Source organism: Rhodococcus sp. BUPNP1 (genome assembly GCF_002215235.1).
In the GTDB taxonomy this organism is placed as follows: Bacteria; Actinomycetota; Actinomycetes; order Mycobacteriales; family Mycobacteriaceae; genus Rhodococcus.
Genome location: NZ_NERM01000017.1, coordinates 12,348 through 29,444, shown reverse-complemented (window position 1 = coordinate 29,444; position 17,097 = coordinate 12,348). Strand labels below are relative to the sequence as shown.

The 17,097-nt window shown below is 70.3% G+C and carries 12 protein-coding genes; 6 read left to right on the top strand and 6 right to left on the bottom strand.

Annotation, left to right across the window (positions count from 1 at the left end):
* Window positions 1-105: 105 nt before the first annotated feature.
* Window positions 106-1,290, top strand: a complete 1,185-nt coding sequence (locus tag B9C99_RS17490) for a thiolase family protein (RefSeq protein ID WP_088898726.1) — start codon at window positions 106-108, stop codon at window positions 1,288-1,290.
* Window positions 1,291-1,367: 77 nt separating this feature from the next.
* On the opposite strand, the gene B9C99_RS17485 is transcribed toward B9C99_RS17490, so the two are convergent.
* The 3 genes from B9C99_RS17485 to B9C99_RS17475 are packed head-to-tail and all read right to left on the bottom strand — an operon-like array spanning window position 1,368 to window position 8,277.
* Window positions 1,368-5,594 (bottom strand): TIGR02680 family protein, encoded by a 4,227-nt coding sequence (locus B9C99_RS17485; RefSeq protein ID WP_143543568.1) that lies wholly within the window; start codon window positions 5,592-5,594, stop codon window positions 1,368-1,370.
* Window positions 5,591-6,721, bottom strand: a complete 1,131-nt coding sequence (locus tag B9C99_RS17480; RefSeq protein WP_088898724.1) for a TIGR02678 family protein — start codon at window positions 6,719-6,721, stop codon at window positions 5,591-5,593. Before B9C99_RS17480 ends, B9C99_RS17485 begins: the two co-directional genes overlap by 4 nt.
* Entirely contained in the window at window positions 6,718-8,277 is a 1,560-nt protein-coding gene (locus B9C99_RS17475; RefSeq protein WP_088898723.1) for a DUF2397 domain-containing protein, read from the bottom strand. Before B9C99_RS17475 ends, B9C99_RS17480 begins: the two co-directional genes overlap by 4 nt.
* 175 nt (window positions 8,278-8,452) lie before the next feature.
* Here B9C99_RS17475 and B9C99_RS17470 point away from each other — a divergent pair, with 175 nt between their 5' ends.
* A complete protein-coding gene (locus B9C99_RS17470; RefSeq protein WP_016694262.1) occupies window positions 8,453-8,941 on the top strand; it encodes a MarR family winged helix-turn-helix transcriptional regulator in 489 nt (162 codons plus the stop codon).
* Complete coding sequence (locus B9C99_RS17465; RefSeq protein ID WP_088898722.1) at window positions 8,934-10,724, top strand: long-chain fatty acid--CoA ligase; 1,791 nt, start codon at window positions 8,934-8,936, stop codon at window positions 10,722-10,724. The genes B9C99_RS17470 and B9C99_RS17465 overlap by 8 nt, the downstream gene beginning before the upstream one ends.
* A gap of 75 nt (window positions 10,725-10,799) precedes the next feature.
* On the opposite strand, the gene malQ is transcribed toward B9C99_RS17465, so the two are convergent.
* Complete coding sequence (malQ, locus tag B9C99_RS17460) at window positions 10,800-12,923, bottom strand: 4-alpha-glucanotransferase (RefSeq protein ID WP_088898721.1); 2,124 nt, start codon at window positions 12,921-12,923, stop codon at window positions 10,800-10,802.
* 61 nt (window positions 12,924-12,984) lie between these two features.
* On the opposite strand from malQ, the gene B9C99_RS17455 reads away from it, so the two are divergent.
* The gene (locus B9C99_RS17455; RefSeq protein ID WP_088898776.1) at window positions 12,985-13,500 is read left to right on the top strand and encodes an O-acetyl-ADP-ribose deacetylase; all 516 of its coding nucleotides are present in this window, start codon (window positions 12,985-12,987) and stop codon (window positions 13,498-13,500) included.
* A 20-nt stretch (window positions 13,501-13,520) separates the two neighbouring features.
* Here B9C99_RS17455 and B9C99_RS17450 read toward each other — a convergent pair whose 3' ends face one another.
* Entirely contained in the window at window positions 13,521-14,954 is a 1,434-nt protein-coding gene (locus tag B9C99_RS17450; RefSeq protein WP_016693750.1) for a hypothetical protein, read from the bottom strand.
* 197 nt (window positions 14,955-15,151) lie between these two features.
* On the opposite strand from B9C99_RS17450, the gene B9C99_RS17445 reads away from it, so the two are divergent.
* Complete coding sequence (locus B9C99_RS17445; protein WP_229567795.1) at window positions 15,152-15,310, top strand: hypothetical protein; 159 nt, start codon at window positions 15,152-15,154, stop codon at window positions 15,308-15,310.
* Window positions 15,311-15,359: 49 nt separating this feature from the next.
* Here the strand turns inward: B9C99_RS17445 and B9C99_RS17440 are convergent, their stop codons facing one another.
* Window positions 15,360-16,418 carry an alpha/beta hydrolase gene (locus tag B9C99_RS17440; RefSeq protein ID WP_253250114.1) on the bottom strand — a complete coding sequence of 353 codons (1,059 nt, stop codon included), beginning with the start codon at window positions 16,416-16,418 and terminating at the stop codon, window positions 15,360-15,362.
* A 341-nt stretch (window positions 16,419-16,759) separates the two neighbouring features.
* On the opposite strand from B9C99_RS17440, the gene B9C99_RS17435 reads away from it, so the two are divergent.
* Window positions 16,760-17,074 (top strand): hypothetical protein, encoded by a 315-nt coding sequence (locus B9C99_RS17435; protein ID WP_016693753.1) that lies wholly within the window; start codon window positions 16,760-16,762, stop codon window positions 17,072-17,074.
* Window positions 17,075-17,097: the final 23 nt, after the last annotated feature.

Genomic DNA, 17,097 nt, shown 5'->3' with positions numbered 1-17,097 from the left:
CCGTAGCATCGAGTCAGACGCTTCGGGAGGACGCCTTCCCGAAGATCCGTGCGCTCGGCGGTGCCGGCGCGTGGACCCCAGGTGTTCGACCAGATTGGACGAGAAATGACCGCTCCGGAACGCATCGTCATCGTCGACGGCGCACGCACCCCCGTCGGCAGCTTCGGCGGCGCACTCAAGGACGTACCCGCGCACGAACTCGGCGCCACCGCCGTACGCGAGGCGCTGCAGCGCTCGGGTGTCGCAGGTGAGGACATCGACGAGGTCGTCATGGGCTGCATCGGTCAGGTCGGTGCCGACGCCTACAACGCCCGTCGTGTCACCCTCGCCGCCGGACTTCCCGTCTCCACCCCGGCCCTGACCGTCAACCGCCTGTGCGGCTCGGGTCTGCAGGCCGTGTGGTCCGCGGCCCAGGAGATCCGGTGGGGTGCCGCGGAGATCACCGTCGCAGGTGGCGACGAGAGCATGTCGCGCATGCCGTTCTACGACTTCGGTGCCCGCAACGGCTACAAGCTCGGCAACCGCGAACTCGTCGACGGCACCGTCGGCATGCTCACCGACCCGTTCAGCGGACAGCACATGGGTGTCACGGCCGAGAACGTCGCCCGCGAGTACGGCGTCAGCCGCGAGCAGCAGGACGAGTTCGCCCTCGAATCGCAGCGCCGCGCCGCCACCGACGCCGCGAAGGCCGCCTTCGCCGAGGAGATCACCCCGGTCGAGATCGGTGGCCGCAAGCCTGTCACCGTCACCGAGGACGAGCACCCCAAGCCCGACACCACCCTCGAGGTGCTCGGCAAGCTGCGTTCGGCGTTCATCAAGGACGGCACCGTCACCGCCGGTAACGCCTCCGGCATCAACGACGGCGCTGCTGCGCTCGTCCTGGCCCGCGAGTCGGTCGCCCGCGAACGCGGCCTCGGTGCCTCCGTCGTACTCGAGTCGGTGGTCACCGCGGCGATGGAGCCCGAGCTGATGGGCTACGCCCCGACCCTCGCGCTGGCGAAGCTGTTCGAGCAGAACGGCCTGACGCCGGCCGACATCGACACCGTCGAGCTCAACGAGGCCTTCGCCTCGCAGGCCCTCGCGGTGGCGCGCGACGCCAAGCTCGACCCGGAGAAGACCAACCCCTACGGCGGTGCGATCGCCCTGGGCCACCCGGTCGGCGCGACCGGCGCGATCCTGACGCTGCGCGTCGCCAAGGACCTGATCCGCCGCGATCTCGAACTCGGCGTCGTCACCATGTGCATCGGTGGCGGACAGGCACTCGCCGCGCTGCTGCGCCGCGTGTCCTGATCCGGGCAGGTTTCGAAGGCCTGACAGTGGCGGGAGCGATACGTATCGCTCCCGCCACTGTCATGTCTGCAGCTCGGTCATGTCTGCAGCTCGGTGAGCGGGCGGAGTTGCCGGACGCGGCCGTCCCAGTGCACGCGGGTCGTCACGGCCGCGCCGTCGGCGAGTCGCCGGACCTCGTAGACGTCGAGCTCGGGCACCTCGGGCACACAGCCCCACAGTGCGTGCCCGGTCATGACGAAGTCGATGTCCTGCCGCACGAGCAGGCCCATGAGTTCACCGATCGTCGGGTCGTCGATCTTGGCGAATGCGTCGTCGAGCAGTACGAGCCGCAGTGCGGTGCCGGTGTCGGGCAGGCCGGAGAGATAACCGTCCGCCGCCGCAAACAGTGCCACGTACGACACGAACCGGGTCTCACCCTGGGATATCTTGGCGCGCGCGGAGATCCGCCTCTCCCGGCCCGGTTCGGGGCCGAGGATGGTCACCTCGACCTCGTGCCAGCGCCGGTAGTCCAGTGCCTGCGACAGGTGCTGCGCGTAGCCGGCGGACGGATCGGCGGCGTGAGCGGATTCCACCCGGCGCCGCAGCATCCCGACCAGGTCGGACGCATCCTCGGGTGACCGTTCGGTGGCGGTGAGCAGCTGCGTCATCCGCGCCGCGTCGGTGTCCTCGCCACCGGGGCGCCACTCGATCCTCACGCCGATCCCGTGCGTCGTGCGACTGTCGGCGAGACTGTCGTTCATCGCGGCGATCACCTGTCGTGCCCGCTCGATCCGCCGGCGCAGTTCGTCGGCCACACCGCCGAGCACGAATCCCGTGAATACGTCGTGCTCGCGTTGCGACAGTGCCCGCCGGCCGTCCTCGACCTGCCGGGTCAGGGTGGCCGAGACACCCGTGGGCGTGGTGTCGTCGCCCGCCCCGGTGATCCGGACGCGATGGGCGCCGTGCGTCACCGTGTGCTCGATGTCGAACCGGGCCGTGAGGTCGCGGTCGAACTGCTGCAGCGCGACGAGCATCGCGTTGTCGTCGACTCCCGTGCGCGGCGGCAACGCGGCCAGCAGGGTGCGGGCCACCGAGAGCACATGATCCGGATCCTCGAGGTGAACGGGAGGCAGAACCGTCCGGGCAGAGGTGGAGTCCGACTCCGGATCCTCCTCGAGTGCGGCGCGCAGTTCGGGCAGCTGCAGGTGAGCGGCGAGCAGTTCGGCAGCCGCGGCGAGTTCGCGACGGTCGCGGTCGAGCCGTTCGCGTGCGGCAGCACATCGCTGCAGCACCTCGGCGACGGCACGGCCCAGGTGGTCGCGATGGGCGACCGTGCGCCGGAACTGTTCGTCGGCGCGTGCCCGTTCGGTCTCCGAGTCGCGCAGTTCCTGCGCCAGGTCGGCGGAGTCGACGTCGACGGCCGCCGTTTGCGCCGCGACCACGGCGGCCTTCGCGTGCCATTCGTAGCGGCACGATTCGGCGATCTCCTCCGCGTCGACCCGTTCGACAGTGGCCTGCGCATACCGCTCGGTGGCATCCGTGAACCTGGCGTGGGCGGCGAGGACGTCACCGAGATCGCGTGCCAGCTCGGTGCACAGCGTGTCGGCGGACGCACATCCGGCGACCAGCGCCTCCAGTTCTGGAACGTCGCAGGGCACGCCGAAGTGCTCGCACGCCGTGCGGTGGGCGTCGAGCTCGGCGGTCCAGCGAGCACGCAGCGTCGTCGCCCGCTCGCGCAGTTCCACCGCGGTGTTCGCCGCGGACCGCACATGCGCGTACGCGTGCCGACGTCGTTCGAGCGCGGCGCGCAGGGCGTGCGAGGTCGGCGCGGTCGACAGGTGCGCGTCGATCTCCGCCCGCCGGTGCGCCGCGTCGGGATAGTCGACGCGCAGCTGTTCCACCGCCAGGTCGATCCGGGTGAGTTCGGCGCGGATCTCGTCGAGACGCACCCGCCGTGCCGCGGTCGCGGCCTCCCTGGCAGGCCCGCCGATGCAGTGCGGGGTCTCGGCGGTGTGGCGCCCACGCAGAACGCCGTTGTGCCAGCGGCCGTCCCGCGAGACCGAAGCCACCGCGGTGGCGTCCTCGAATCCGATCGTGTTGAGGACCGCCTCGATCGCCGGGCGCGGCACGTCGGCCTCGGGGTCCGGGCGCAGGACCGTCGACAGGGACTGCGCCGGTGGTTCGCCGCGCGGCGAGACGAGGACCTGGCCGCCCAGCGCACGCAAGCGACCCTCGCCGTCGACCGTGGCGGTGAGGAAACCCGCGGAGAGCAACGCAGCCTCGATCCCGGCACGGTCGTCGTCCCCGAGCGTGTCGACGAACTCGACCGCCCGCCACAGGGGGACACCGTCGGTGCGCACGTGCCAGGGTGCCTGTTCGGGTCCCTCACCGATCGCGTCGAGTGCCGCCTGTTCCCGGACGAGATCCTCGCGCATGGTCCGCGCCTCACGTTCCCGGCGCTCGCGCTCGGCCGGGGCGCCGGCGAGGTCGCTCAGAGCGGACCGAGCGGCAGCGGCGGGCAGCGAATCAAGCTCGGCGAGCGTCGAATCGAGATCGACGCCCTCGGAGTCCGTCTCGGTGGGGCCGGCGGGGGAGGAGTCGATCAGTGCGTCGAGTCGCGTGGACAGTCCGCGCATCAGGACGACCCGATCCCGCTCGAGTTCCGGCAGCAGAGCCGTCGTGCGGTCGGCGGTGATCCACTCGCGCCACCGGTGCTGCAGACCCGCAGCGGCCGCACCGACACCGGCATCCGTCTCGGCGGCATCGACGGCACGCTGCTCGGCATCGCGGGCCGCGCGGTCGGCCGCCGCCTCGGCTTCCCGGACAGCGTGCGCGGCAGCGTCGAGACGACGCGCCTCGAGCAGTCTCCGGCCCGCCTGATCTCGACGGCGACTGGTCGCCTCGGCGGCACGCAGGACCGCATCACGGACCTCGTCGACGTGCCCGGCGTCGAGGAGGACCGTCGCGACGACCGGCCGCACCACCTGCTCGGTGGTGTCGTCGATGCCGGTGCGCACGGATTCGAGCACAGCGGGTGGACGGTCGACGGAGAAGTGCAGCGTGGTCGGCACGGTGTCGTGCGGAAGACCCACCGACAGCAGGTCGCGGCCTGCCGTCGCAAGCCGTCGCGCGGCACGCGTGACCGAACAGGACAGTTCGTCGAGGGCGCGGGCCGCATGGTCGGCGTCGCGCCGTTCGTGCAGGCGGCTGCGATCGGCGGCAGCGGCCGCGTGCTCGGCGGCGCGGCGGAGCGCATCGACGGAGAGCCGGCGCTGCGCGAGATCGTCCGCGGACCGGAACATCTGGTGGGTCTCGAGTCCGCGGATCGCGCGGTCGAGTTCGGCGACCTGGTCGCGGCGCTCCTTCAGGCGGGTGTCCGCCGCGGCGGCCTGCGTGTCGAGGTCGGCCGCCTCGGCTTCCGCGGAGGTGAGTGCGCGTCGCGTCTCGACGACCCGCTGCGCGAGGTCGCGGGCGGTCTCGGCGTCGGCGCGCAGCAGATCCGCCGCGTACTTCCGGTACACCTCGTGGAAACGCAGAACATGTGCGTGCGCCGCTTCGAGACGGACCTGCTCCTGGCGGGTGTCACCGAGCAGGTCGAGACGGCCTCCCGCTTCGGCGAGCATGTTCTCGGTCAGCGGTGGAAGCGCGTCCGACAGGATCTGTGGGAGGCGGCCCTCGTCGATGCGGTGGCCGACATCGGGTGAGCGCAGGGTGTGCAGCAGTTGCAGCAGGCCGTCGTAGCGTTCGCGTCCGGCCTCCCCGTGCAGCCCGAACACCAGCCTCCGCACGGCCTCGCGATGCCGCTCCGGATCACGGTTGAGGTTGTCGGTACCGACGAGCTCGGCGAGTCGCTCCCGCGAGAGCGGGATACGGGCGTCGTCGACGAGGTGCAGGTCGGTGCCGACACGGAGGGGTGTCGTGAAGAAGTGCACGTCGCTGCGACGGGCGTCGGCGCGGTGCCGGATCTGTGCTCCGACGGTGAGATGTCCGCTGGGGCGCGCCAGTTCGAGCCACAGATATCCGACACGGTCGGTGGTGTCCGACGCCCCGGTGCGCATGAGTTCGTCCAGATCGACCTTCGCGGCGCCCGTCGCGTCCATGCGCCTGCGGTCGGCGTCGAGCAGGAAGGGCAGCAACATCTCGAGGGCGCGGGACTTCCCCGATCCGTTGGTGCCGCGCAGAATCATCCGCCCACCGGACAGGACGAACTCGACGTCCAGGTAGTGCCAGACGTTCACGATGCCGGCGCGGTGGAGACGCCAGCGATCCGGGAAACGGGGTGGAGGAATCTCGTCGAGGGCGGAGGGATCGGACGAGTGGGTCATCGACACGTGCTTTCGGCGGGGACGGGGCGGTAGCGGGCGGCGGGTGCGGTCAGTTCGAATCCGTTCTCGTGCGGGCGCGCCAGCCCGAGCCGGACGAGCAGTGCGACCACGTCCCGGCGCAGGAGTGCGAGATCGCGGACGTAGATGCTCTTCCAGGTGCGGGAACGTGCGGCGGCGAGGTCGGCGAGAACCGAGTCGAGCGTGTGGACGTCGACGTGCAGCGTGGTCGCCGCCGAGGCACCGAACTGCTCGGTGAGTTCGGTCAGGAGCAGCAGGCAGGCGTGCTTCAGGGTGCCGGACCCCGGGAACGCCTCGTCGGTGAGCATGCCGGCCGGGTCGTACGCGAGCGCACCCTCGGTACGCACCTCGAGCACGAGACCGAAGTCGTCCTCCAGCATCCGGGCGAGCTCGTGCCGGTCGCGGGCGAGGATTGCCGCCGCCTCGTCGTCCAGTTCGTCACGCGCGACGAACGGATCCTCGACGAGCCTGCGGTACAGGCGGCGGGCGGCGGGTTCGTGCTCGTGACGTGCGAGTGCCGCTGCAGGACCGGGCATCTCGTGCAGGGGAGTGTCGAGCAGATGGGGGAGCAGGTCGCGGTGGACGTCGAGATGCGGCTCGTCGCCGCTCGCCTCGTCCCCGCGAGCGGACTCGGTGATCACGCCCCATTCCTCGAGGACGCGCAGGGCCGCGGCGAAGTTCCGCTCCTCGGACACCGGGTCGCCGAACACGATCCCGTTCTCGCGCGCGTCGGCGCGTACCTGCTCGAGAAGGTCGTCGACGGACACCCTCTCGCCGGTCCCGGGTTCGATCAGTGCCGCGCACACCAGCGCGAGACACGCATAGGTGATCGCGCCGAACTCGGAACCGTCGGCGTGGCGGAGAGCACGGTGCGGTGACGTGGGACCGAGCGGTGCCTTGATCAGGCGGGCGAAGGTCGGTTCGACGACGAGCCGGTATCCGAGGCGGTCGGCGAACATCGACTTCAGAGCCGGGGCGTGACACCGAACGAGGTCGAAGGTCTCCCGATCGGTCGCGGCGGTGACGATCGGCTGTTGCAGCAGCGCCCGTGCGGCGTCCCGCCGACCGGAGACGTCGCCGGACACCGCGCTCGCGTACGAGGTGCTCACGGCGCCACCGCACTGTGGTCGAGCGATGTCGTGACCGACATGTGCAGCGAGAAGCCGTGCACGGTGAGATCGCCGTCGGGGGAGTGCACCACGGTGTCGGCGCCGGGCTCCGCCGTCAGCGACAACCCGAGATCGCGATCGTCCACATGCATCGGACCGTCGGTGGTGCGGTGGCCCGCGAGCGCAGCGGCGAGGACGTCGAGCAGGATGTCGCGCGCCTCCGTCGACAGGTCCGCTCCGTGCAGGTCGCCCGCCGCACCCAGTTCGGCGACGGCGTCGGAACGGCGGCGCGACTCGCGCCGGGCGAGTTCGTCGGCCCGGACCCGGCCGGGCAGCGAATCGGGGAGTCGGCCGACGGCCCCGCGGGACGTGTGGTCGCCGCGTTCGCGCAACGACACGGGCACGACGACGGGATCGGCCCGCCACCACGACGTGCCCGCACCCACTCGCGGGTCGGTCTCGTCGGGGCCGAGCAGCAGGTGCCGGCTCGGGAAGGCACCGAAGGTCGCGGCGAACAACCGGTGGGCCTGTTCGTCGGACGATTCGGTGAACCACCGGGCCAGGCGCAGGAGATCTGCGCGGTGCGAGAAGCCCGACGTGCTCGTCGTGATCCGCCGAGTGCGCACGAGCAGCCGGTTCAGCGCCGCCGCCGCTGCCTCGCGCATGCGGCGCGGGCCGGCGTCCTCGGCGTACCACTGCGCCAGTTCGTCCCAGTCGATGCGACGGCGACCGGGCGACCGGCCGGGCACTGTGTTCGTAGGCACGGTGTTCGGCAGGCCGGACTCGCGCAACGCGGCGATCAGGGAGTCCAGACGCGACCTGATCCGGTCGAGCCTGCCGGCGATGAGAGGGGCGAGACGCTCGACGTCCGAACCGATGACGTCGACGTAGTCGAGGAGCAGGTTCTTGGTCTCGGCGTAGTCGTCGACCACCCCGGCGTGTTCGCGCTCGGATGAGTGTCCGAGACGGCCGGAGTGCTCGAGACGCCTCAGGATCTCGGCGAGGTGCGCGTAGAAATCGGCGACGCTGTCGGTGAACGACCGGTGGTGCGAGAACAGGGCGGTGACGTGGGCGGCCAGTTCGTCCCGGTCGAGCACGCTCCCGTCGTCCACCAGCAGCTCCTCGATTCGGGCGAGCCCGTCCGCGACACACCGGAGCGACTCGCGTGCCACGCCGCGCACGTCGTCGGAGGTGGAGAGGAGCCTGCCGGTCTCGCGGTGCACCCGCAGCCCGGCGGGTGTCGGCCGGTACCGGGCGAGGCTCTCGGTCGAGGCGGTCTCGGGGGCGCTCCGCCGGTGGGAACCGCCGCCGGTGCCACCGCCGTCGGTTCCGCCGCTCGTGAGCGCGAGATTGCCCCACCGGACCAGGCTGCGGCACCGGGCGGCGACGACCGTGATGTCGAGCGCCACGCCGCGCCGCGCACACGAGACCGCGATATCGTCGGTGGACAGATCGGCGAGCAGGAGGTCGGTGAAGCAGTCCATCACCGCGAGGTACTCGTCCGCTTCGTCGGCGACGAGATGACGGAACAGGTCGCGACCGATGTGTTCGCCCATCCGACCTCTTCTCCCGAGTGCTGACGCCGTACGGACAGACAGGCTAGCCCGGTGAACGCCGAGCGGGGCGGACGAGTTCACCGGGTGCGCGCACGGGCTGTGGAGAGGCAGGCCGGAAATCGGCAGGACACCGCGCGGATTCGTGCCGTGCCTCACTCGCGTTTATAGTTGCCCTGTGCAACACAATCGGCAGGCCCGGCGGCCGTCTGCGGACGGCGTTGCCCGCGTATACGAGGAGTTCGTGCTTCTCGTGCGCTTCCTGACGTCCGGAGCACGAACGCAGGACAGCGGACTCTCACTGGTCCAGCATTCGCTTCTCGGCTTCATCTCCCGAAATCCGGGCTGCCGCGCCACCGACATATCCGAGGTCTTCGGTGTCCACCGCTCGACCGTGTCGCGCCAACTGCGTCACGCCGTCGATGCGGGCTGGGTCGAGGCGGGGACGGGTCCGGCACGTGCCGGACATCCGCTCCGGCTCACCGACCACGGAGCGACAGTTCTCGAAGGTGCGGTCGTGCGTCGTCTCGACGACGTCCGCGCCGGCCTCGAGGGCTGGGACGAGAACGAACTCGAACGCTTCGTGGATCTCCTGCGCCGCTTCCGCGCAGGAATCGATTCCGACGACCGGACTCCCGACCAGAACGATGGAGATTGCAGTGCGTGAGTACTCGACCCCGGCCCCGTTCACCATTGGTGACGACGAATCGGTCGTCCACACGGTGTTCACCCATGCGGAGAAGACTCCGCACCGCGTGATGTACTCCCGGCCGCAGGGTGACGACTGGGTCGCGGTCACTGCGCAGCAGTTCGCCGACCAAGTGAAGGCCGTCGCAAAGGGCCTGATCGCCAACGGTGTGCAGCCCGGCAATCGTGTCGCGCTGCTCTCGGCCACCCGCTACGAGTGGTCGCTGTTCGACTACGCGATCTGGACGGCCGGCGCGGTGTCGGTACCGATCTACGACTCCTCGTCCACCGAGCAGATTCGCTGGATCCTCCAGGACTCCGGGGCCGTCCTCGCTGTCGTCGAAACCGCGCGGCACGAGAAGCTCTTCGTCGACATGCCCGACACCCTCCGTCGCATCCTGCAGATCGAGGACGGCGCGGTGAACACGCTTGCGGCCGATGGTGCCGAGGTCGACGACGCCGAGATCACCACGCGTCTGGCCGGAATCCGTTCCGGCGGCCTGGCTTCCCTCGTCTACACCTCGGGAACCACCGGGCGACCCAAGGGCTGCATGCTCACCCACCGCAACTTCCTCGCCGAGGTCCGGTCCATCCTCACCTCGGACATCGGTATCGTCGCCAAGCCCGGCAACCGCGGCCTGACCTTCCTGCCCCTCGCGCACGTGCTGGCGCGCGCGGTGTCGCTCGCGCTCTTCGAAGCAGGCACGGCGCAGGCTCACTGGGCGGACTTCTCGACCGTCTCCGCGCAGTTCGCCCGGTACTCGCCGAACATCATCCTCGGTGTGCCGCGCGTCTTCGAGAAGGTGCGCGACGCGGCAGCGGGCAAGGCGGCGGCCGGCGGACCGGTCAAAGCGGCGATCTTCGATTTCGCCGAGCGCACCGCCATCGCCTACAGCGAATCGCTCGACCACGGCGGCCCCACCTTCACGTTGAAGGCCAAGCGCGCCCTCGCCGACAAGCTGGTCTACTCCAAGCTGCGCGAGGCCATGGGCAACGAGTGCTGGTACGCGATCTCCGGCGGCGGTGCCCTGAGCCCCCGCCTCGGTCACTTCTTCCGCGGCGTCGGCGTACCGATCTACGAGGGCTACGGCCTCACCGAGACCACGGCCGCACACAGCGTGAACACGCCCGGCGCGCAGAAGATCGGCACCGTCGGGCGTCCCATGGGCGGGAACTCGGCGCGCATCGCGGACGACGGCGAGATCGAGCTGCGCGGCATGGTCGTCTTCGACGGCTACTGGCGCAACGACGAGGCCACCGAGGGAGCCTTCCACGACGGCTGGTTCCGCACCGGCGACCTCGGCTCGCTCGACGAGGACGGCTACCTGTCCATCACCGGGCGCAAGAAGGACCTCATCATCACCGCCGGCGGCAAGAACGTCTCGCCCGGGCCGATCGAGGACCGCATGCGGTCGCACACCCTCGTCTCCCAGGCCGTCGTCGTCGGCGACGGACGCAGCTTCGTCACAGCCCTGGTGACCGTCGATTCGGACGTCTTCGAGAACTGGAAGACCGAGAACGGAAAGCCCGCCGGCGCGACGATCGCGGACCTGCGCCACGATCCCGCGCTACGCGACGCGGTGCAGACCATCGTCGACGACGCCAACACCCTTGTCTCGCACACCGAGGCGATCAAGAAGTTCGTCATCCTCGACCGCGATCTCACCGAGGAGTCCGGTGAGCTCACACCGACGCTGAAGATCAAGCGCAACGTCGTCACCGAGCGTTTCGCCCACGAGATCGACGCCCTGTACGCGAAGTAACCTCCTAGAGGCGCGTACTCGAGCCGCGGCCGCCGATCCGACATCCGGATCGGCGGTCGCAGCGTTCGTGTGGTGTCACTCCACCGGTGAGGTGTCTCCGGAGACCGCACGGGCCAGTCTCGCGAATCCGTCGTGGTCGACGAGATCCTCGACGAGCACGACCTTGCCGCGGGCATCGGCGAGCGGAACCCGCCAGTTCGGATACTCGTCGACGGTGCCCGGCTGGTTCTGGCTGCGACGCTCACCGGTCGCATCTGCCAACGAAACGCCGAGCAGCGCAGACGGACTCGCCGCGATCAGCCGGTGCAGCGCCTCGACCTGGCGATCGACGTCGGTCTCGCCCTCGTCGAGCAGACCCCGTTCGACCGCGAGCGCCAGAACCGAGTCGCGTTCGGCCGCCGCATCGGCGAGTTCGGCGTCGAGGTCGCCCTCGAGCAGACCGAGCTCCGACCGCAGCCGGATGTGGTCGCCCGCCAGATATCCCGCCGTGGGCGCGAGGTCGTGCGTGGTCACCGAGGTCAGGCACAGGGAACGGTAGGTCTCCGGCCCACGCGGAGCGTCCTCGTCGCGTTCGAACCACAGGATCGACGTCCCGGCGATGCCGCGCTCGGCAAGATACTCCTGCACCCACTCCTCGAAGACCCCGAGGTCCTCACCCACGACCACGGCGCCGGCGCGATGCGCCTCGAGCGTGAGGATGCCGACGAGTGCCTCGTGGTCGCTGCGGACGTACGCGCCGTCGGCCGGCGACATTCCCTCCGGCACCCACCAGGTGCGGAACAGTCCCAGGATGTGATCGGCCCGGACACCACCCGCGTGCCGCAATGCCGAGCGCACCACATCGCGGAAGGGGATGTATCCCAGCTCCGCGAGGCGATCCGGTCGCCACGGCGGTTGATTCCAGTTCTGGCCGTTGCGGTTGAAGTCGTCGGCGGGGGCGCCCACTGTGACGCCCGACGCCAGCGCGTCGCCCAGCGTCCAGGCGTCGGCGCCGTGCGGACCGACACCCACCGCGAGGTCGTGCACGATACCGATATCGGAACCTGCTGCGAGCGAAGCGGTTTGGGCGTTCGCGAGCTGCTCGTCGCACAACCACTGCAGCCACCGGTGGAAGTCGATGCGCGAGGCGAGCCGCTCGCGCAACCGGGTGACCTTCGGGTGGTCGGGGCTCGGAGCGCGCGACGCCCACCGGTCGGCGCGGTCGCCGAACTTCTCGTACAGCGCGCACCACAGCGCGAAGTCGTCGAGCGCCTGCCCGCCCTCGGCGCAGAACGCCTCGTACCGTGCGCGGCGGGCCGGGCCGAGCGGCACCCGGTACACGCGCTCGAGGACGTCGAGTTTCGCGCGGAAAGTCGCGTCCCGGTCGAGACGCCGCGCCTTCCGGTTCGCCTTGGCCGCGCGCTGCGCGAGCTCGTCGAGTTCCTTGCGGTGTTTCGCCGGGAGATAGGCGGTCTCCGGGATGTCCTCGATCCGCAGATACAGCGGGTCGACGAAACGCCGCGACGACGGCAGATAGGGCGACGGTTCGTGCGGGGGCACCGGCTCGGCCGCGTGCACGGGGTTGATCAGGACGAAGTTGCCGCCGTAACCGGCTGTGATCGCCGCCAGATCGGCCAGGTCGGCGAAATCGCCGATGCCCCAGGACCGGCGGCTGCGAACCGAATAGATCTGGGCGGCAAGGCCCCAACGCTTCTTCTCGAGCAGTCGGTCGGCGGTCGACAACCGGCGCGGGGTCACGACCAGGACCGCGGTGGTCTCGATGTCGTTGCTGCGGGCGTGCACGACATGCCAGCCGAGGGACAGCCGCGGAACGGCGAAGGTCGCGCGGCCCACGAGCCGGCCGTCGACGGTACGCGGGTCCACCCACACGTCGAGCTGCTCGACATCGACCTCCGCCCCGTCCTCGGCGACGACCCACACCGACACCGGGTCGCCGTGCGGTACGTGCACCGGGAACGTCCGGTCGTCGCCCTCGACGACCACGAGCGCGGGCGGGAGCATGCAGCGCCACGGGCGGTCGTCGAAGTCGGCGAGCGATGCCACGACCTCGTCGTCCGTCCCGGCCGGGACGTCGAGCGCGGCGAGTACGCGCCGCAATGTCTCGTCGGAGACATCGTGGTCGCGTCCACCCCACCCTGTGTAGGTGGTGGTGATGCCGTGCTTTCCGGCCAGTTCGCGCAGCTTCGCCGAGGACGTCACGGTCCTGAATCATGCCAGCAAAACGACTCGGGGGCAGCGCGCGGAACATATGGTCGACAGGGTGACCGCTCTCGACATCGCGCACGGCGACATCACCACCATCGCGGTGGATGCGATCGTCAACGCCGCGAACTCCTCCCTGCTCGGAGGCGGCGGAGTGGACGGTGCGATCCACCGGGCGGGCGGCCCGGAGATCCTCGCGGCCTGCCGCGAACTCCGCGCGACCTCGCTACCCGACGGGCTCGAACCGGGCCGTGCGGTGGCGACTCCTGCGGGTCGCCTCCCGGCGCGGTGGGTGATCCATACCGTGGGCCCGGTGTGGTCGGCGCACGAGGACCGATCCGGGATCCTGCGTTCGGCGTACCGCAACAGTCTGCTCGTCGCGCAGGACCTCGGCGCCCGGACGGTGTCGTTCCCGCTCGTCTCGGCAGGTATCTACGGCTGGCCGCTCGACGACGCCGCCCTGCAGGCCGTCACCACGATCCGGGAGGCACAGACGGACGTGGAGACCGTCGTGCTCGTCGGCTTCGGCGACGTCGCCGTCGACGCGCTCCGTCGCGCCGTCTCCCAGACGTGAGCAGCCCGGTCGGGACCGGTTCAGGAGTAGTCGCCGAAACCGTCGAAGAGGGTCGGTTCGTCGGGGTTGTCGAACAGGGCGGGCTGCTCGGGCGCCGCCTCGCGGCCGGCGCTCGACTTCGACGCGCGTGATCCGGCCGAGTCGGTGCCCTCGCCCTGTTCGAGGAACTGCAGGGCCTCCGCGAGCGAGCGGCTCGTCGCCTCCCATTCGAGTGCCCGCGCCCGTGCCTCGCGTGCGCCGTCGGTGTTGAGCGCCGCCTCGCGGGTCTGCGACTCGCCGTCCCACCACACCTGCAGTTCGGTGCTGATGGTGAGGAACCGCCGCAACTGCTCGGGATTGCGATCGCCGATCGCCGCGACCGTGCTCGCGGCGACATCGGTCGCGCCGTCGAGATGGAAGTCGCGCACCGCGAGCAGGGCCACCGGCAGATCGTCCTCGGCGTCGGGCAACTGCGAGATGTCGCCCCAGGGCGGATCGGCCGCACCACCCGGCGCCCCGTCGAATCCCTGATCGCGCAGCAGCGAGCCACCGATGTGGGTGGCGAACGAGCCGTCGACGGTGTCGAGGAACTGCGTGATGGTCTCGAGCGACCCGAGCAGGTGCGCCGGAGCGAACGGTGAGGCCGGAACGTGGTCGACGATCGCGAGACGGTCGTCGACCAGGACGAACTTCAGGTGCGGCCACCGGCGGTTGAGGTCGACGCAGATCTCGGCGGCCCGCGTGCGTCCGGTGATGGAATGGACGATCGGCGCGAACAGGTCGACGGTGCCGCCACCGGGGCCGACACCGACGAACACCAGCACCCCGGCAATCCGCAGGACGAGATCGCCGTCCTCGTCCCAGGCGGGCAGATCGTCGATCCGCTCGTGCAGGGTGGATTCGATCAGCTCGCGCACGTGGTCGTCGCCGGTGGGGACGACCGCGAGCGGCATCTCCGGGGTCTGCGTGCGACCGGCCTGAGGCGTCTCGGGCACGAGGAACGAGGTGAGTTCGGCAACCGAGCGCTCCGTTCCGAACGTCTCGGCACGCAGGAAGAGTGGATGGGGAACGCCCCACACCGAGCGCAGGGCGCGCACGGCGATCACGGCGAGCTGATCGGCCCAGCTGCCCGGACGATCGATCCAGAACGCCGGGGATCCGCCGTCCTCCGGATCGTCCGGTCCGCGGGAGGGAGCCTGCAGCCCGAGATCGAGGAGCATCTGCTCGTCGACCGGGGTGAGGTGCCGGTCGGGGGCGAGGTGGGCGTTGGACGGGACCTCGCAGCGGACCAGCCGGTCTCCCCATGCGTAGAACTGCACGCACGGCCCGGCCGGGCCGCCGGCCTCGTCGGTGAAGGGTTCGAGGACCAGGCCGTCGCCGTCGCTCATGGCCGCGACATGGTCGGCCAGGCGCGTGCGGAACTCGCGCCAGGCCGCATCGACGTCCTGGTCGAACCGGGTCTGCGCGTCGGCCATGATCGGACCCCCTTCTCTGTGCGGTCGAGCCGAGAGAAAGACTAGTCGCCGGCACCGACAGGCCTTCCTCCGCTCGGTCGCACGAGCGACGGCTCTCCGGAGCGCACGGTTCTCGACCGCCGACGGCCCGCCGGAGTGTTCCGATCCCGGCGAGCGAAACCGTGTCGATCCGTCCGGAGGTGTTCGATCATCGACGCATGATCGACGCCATCATCCGTCTCGTCCGGACGCTGCCGGCCCGCATCCCCGCAGTACGGTCGGCGGATCCGTTCGTGGGGATCGCCGCCGTATCGGCCGGGACGGCCGAATGCACCGTAGATGCCGTGGCGGACTACGCGATCCGCGTGTCGATATGACCCTGCTGGGTGGGGCAGGGTCGAGGGCGGCGACGTCGGGAGAGCAGGTTCACCGCAGTTCACGCACGAAGCGGCCGATCTCGGCGATCGCGCGGCCGCTCTCCGGGACGACCCCCGCCGCGGCCTGGAAGACGTGCACCTGTTTCTCCCACACCTGGAGTTCGGCGGAGACCCCGGCGAGTTGCAGTCGCCGGGCCATCAGCTCGGCGTCGACGTAGGTCATCTCCTCGGATCCGGTCTGGATGAGTGCGGGAGGCATCTCCGACAGATCGAGATCGACGGGGGAGGCGACCGGTTCGGCACCTTCGCCACCGAGACGTTCGGCGCGTTCGACGAGGGTGGACAGCACAGCGACGGCGCGTCGCGGGAAGACTGCACACCGGTGCGAGTTGGGATGGTCGAGTTTGCCCCGCGGGTCGAGATCGGTCAGGGGTGACAGCGCGACGGTGCCGGCCGGGCGGCCGATGCCGAGTCGTACGGCTTCGTGGGCGACGGCGAAGGTGAGGAAGCCGCCCGCGGAGTCCCCGGCGATCACGACACGCTCGACCGGATAGCCGTGTGCCACGAGCCAACGCAATCCGTCGAGTCCGTCCTCGACCGCGCGCCGGATCGGATGGCGCGGCAGCATGCGGTAACCGACCGCCAGGACCGGCGCGCCGGTGGCGGCGGAGATGCGGGAGACCAGATGGCGGTGCGTGGTGAGGCCGCAGCACAGGAACGCGCCACCGTGCAGGTACAGGACGGCGGTACCGCGGATGCCGCCCCGGGCGGCGGTGCCGTCCATACCGGCCCGGGCGGCGGTGCCGTCCGTACAGCCCTGGGCCGGGGGTGCGGCACCCGGCGCCCACAGCAGTTCCGCCGGGCACGTCGGGAGATCGACCCGCCGGCGGTGCGTACCGGGCACCGGCACGAGCGGGAACGCGAGGTGATCGATCATCGACGCCGGCCAGGGGAGGGTCGGGGCGTACGACCACGCCTCGATGAACGGCCGCACGGTACGACGCACGGAGAAGGACAGGGCACGGGACTGAGTGCTCACCCCCGCGAACTCGCGCGTCGTGGCGCTGTGCGCGGGCAGAGGGAGCAACTCGGTGCGAGCGATACTCACGACCGGCACCTCCTCGGTCTGCCCGGAGTCGTGGTCGGACCCGGTCGGGGTGGCTGCACGGACTTCGGATTTACGAGGATACGCCCGTTCATCCAGGTCGCGAGGGTTCGCGGAGCAATCGTTGTGGTCCTGGTCTCAGGGTGATGATTCCGGGTGAAGGCGGGTTCTCGGCGATGTACCTTCTGTCAGGTACCGGCAGTGCAAAAAGTTTTCCGGACCTTCTACACATTCCGTACTTTTCGGGCCACACTGACTGTATGTTTCGACTGCGGCGCGCGGCCCGGCGTCGCTCCTGGGGGACGAACGAAGGCGAGATGTTGCGTAAATTCGACGTTGCAAGCATGAGTGCCGACGAGATCACCGCGGAGGACCTGCCCCGGATGGTGGCGGACGCCGCGGCATGCGAGCCCGACCGGATCGCCGTGGCGCACGGCGTGGACACCACCACCTACGCCCGCCTGCACGACGAGGTCGTCAAGCTCGATGCGGCCATGGGGATCCTGCTCGGACAGGCCTCGCTCGTGCCCATCGCACTCGCAACCGTCTTCCCGGCACTGGCCGACTCGGCGCGCGACGACCTGCGTGACGTGCTCGACGCACTCGTCATCGACCTCGTCGACTGCGTGGCCCCCGAACCTCTCTCCGCAGCCGGCTGACGAACCGCCCGGCATCCACCATC

Coding starts and splice junctions, on each gene's coding strand:
- B9C99_RS17445 (WP_229567795.1), top strand. CDS start 15,152: ATGATCGACGCCATCATCCGTCTCGTCCGGACGCTGCCGGCCCGCATC.
- B9C99_RS17475 (WP_088898723.1), bottom strand. CDS start 8,277: ATGGGCGAACACATCGGTCGCGACCTGTTCCGTCATCTCGTCGCCGAC.
- B9C99_RS17435 (WP_016693753.1), top strand. CDS start 16,760: ATGAGTGCCGACGAGATCACCGCGGAGGACCTGCCCCGGATGGTGGCG.
- B9C99_RS17485 (WP_143543568.1), bottom strand. CDS start 5,594: ATGACCCACTCGTCCGATCCCTCCGCCCTCGACGAGATTCCTCCACCC.
- B9C99_RS17450 (WP_016693750.1), bottom strand. CDS start 14,954: ATGGCCGACGCGCAGACCCGGTTCGACCAGGACGTCGATGCGGCCTGG.
- B9C99_RS17490 (WP_088898726.1), top strand. CDS start 106: ATGACCGCTCCGGAACGCATCGTCATCGTCGACGGCGCACGCACCCCC.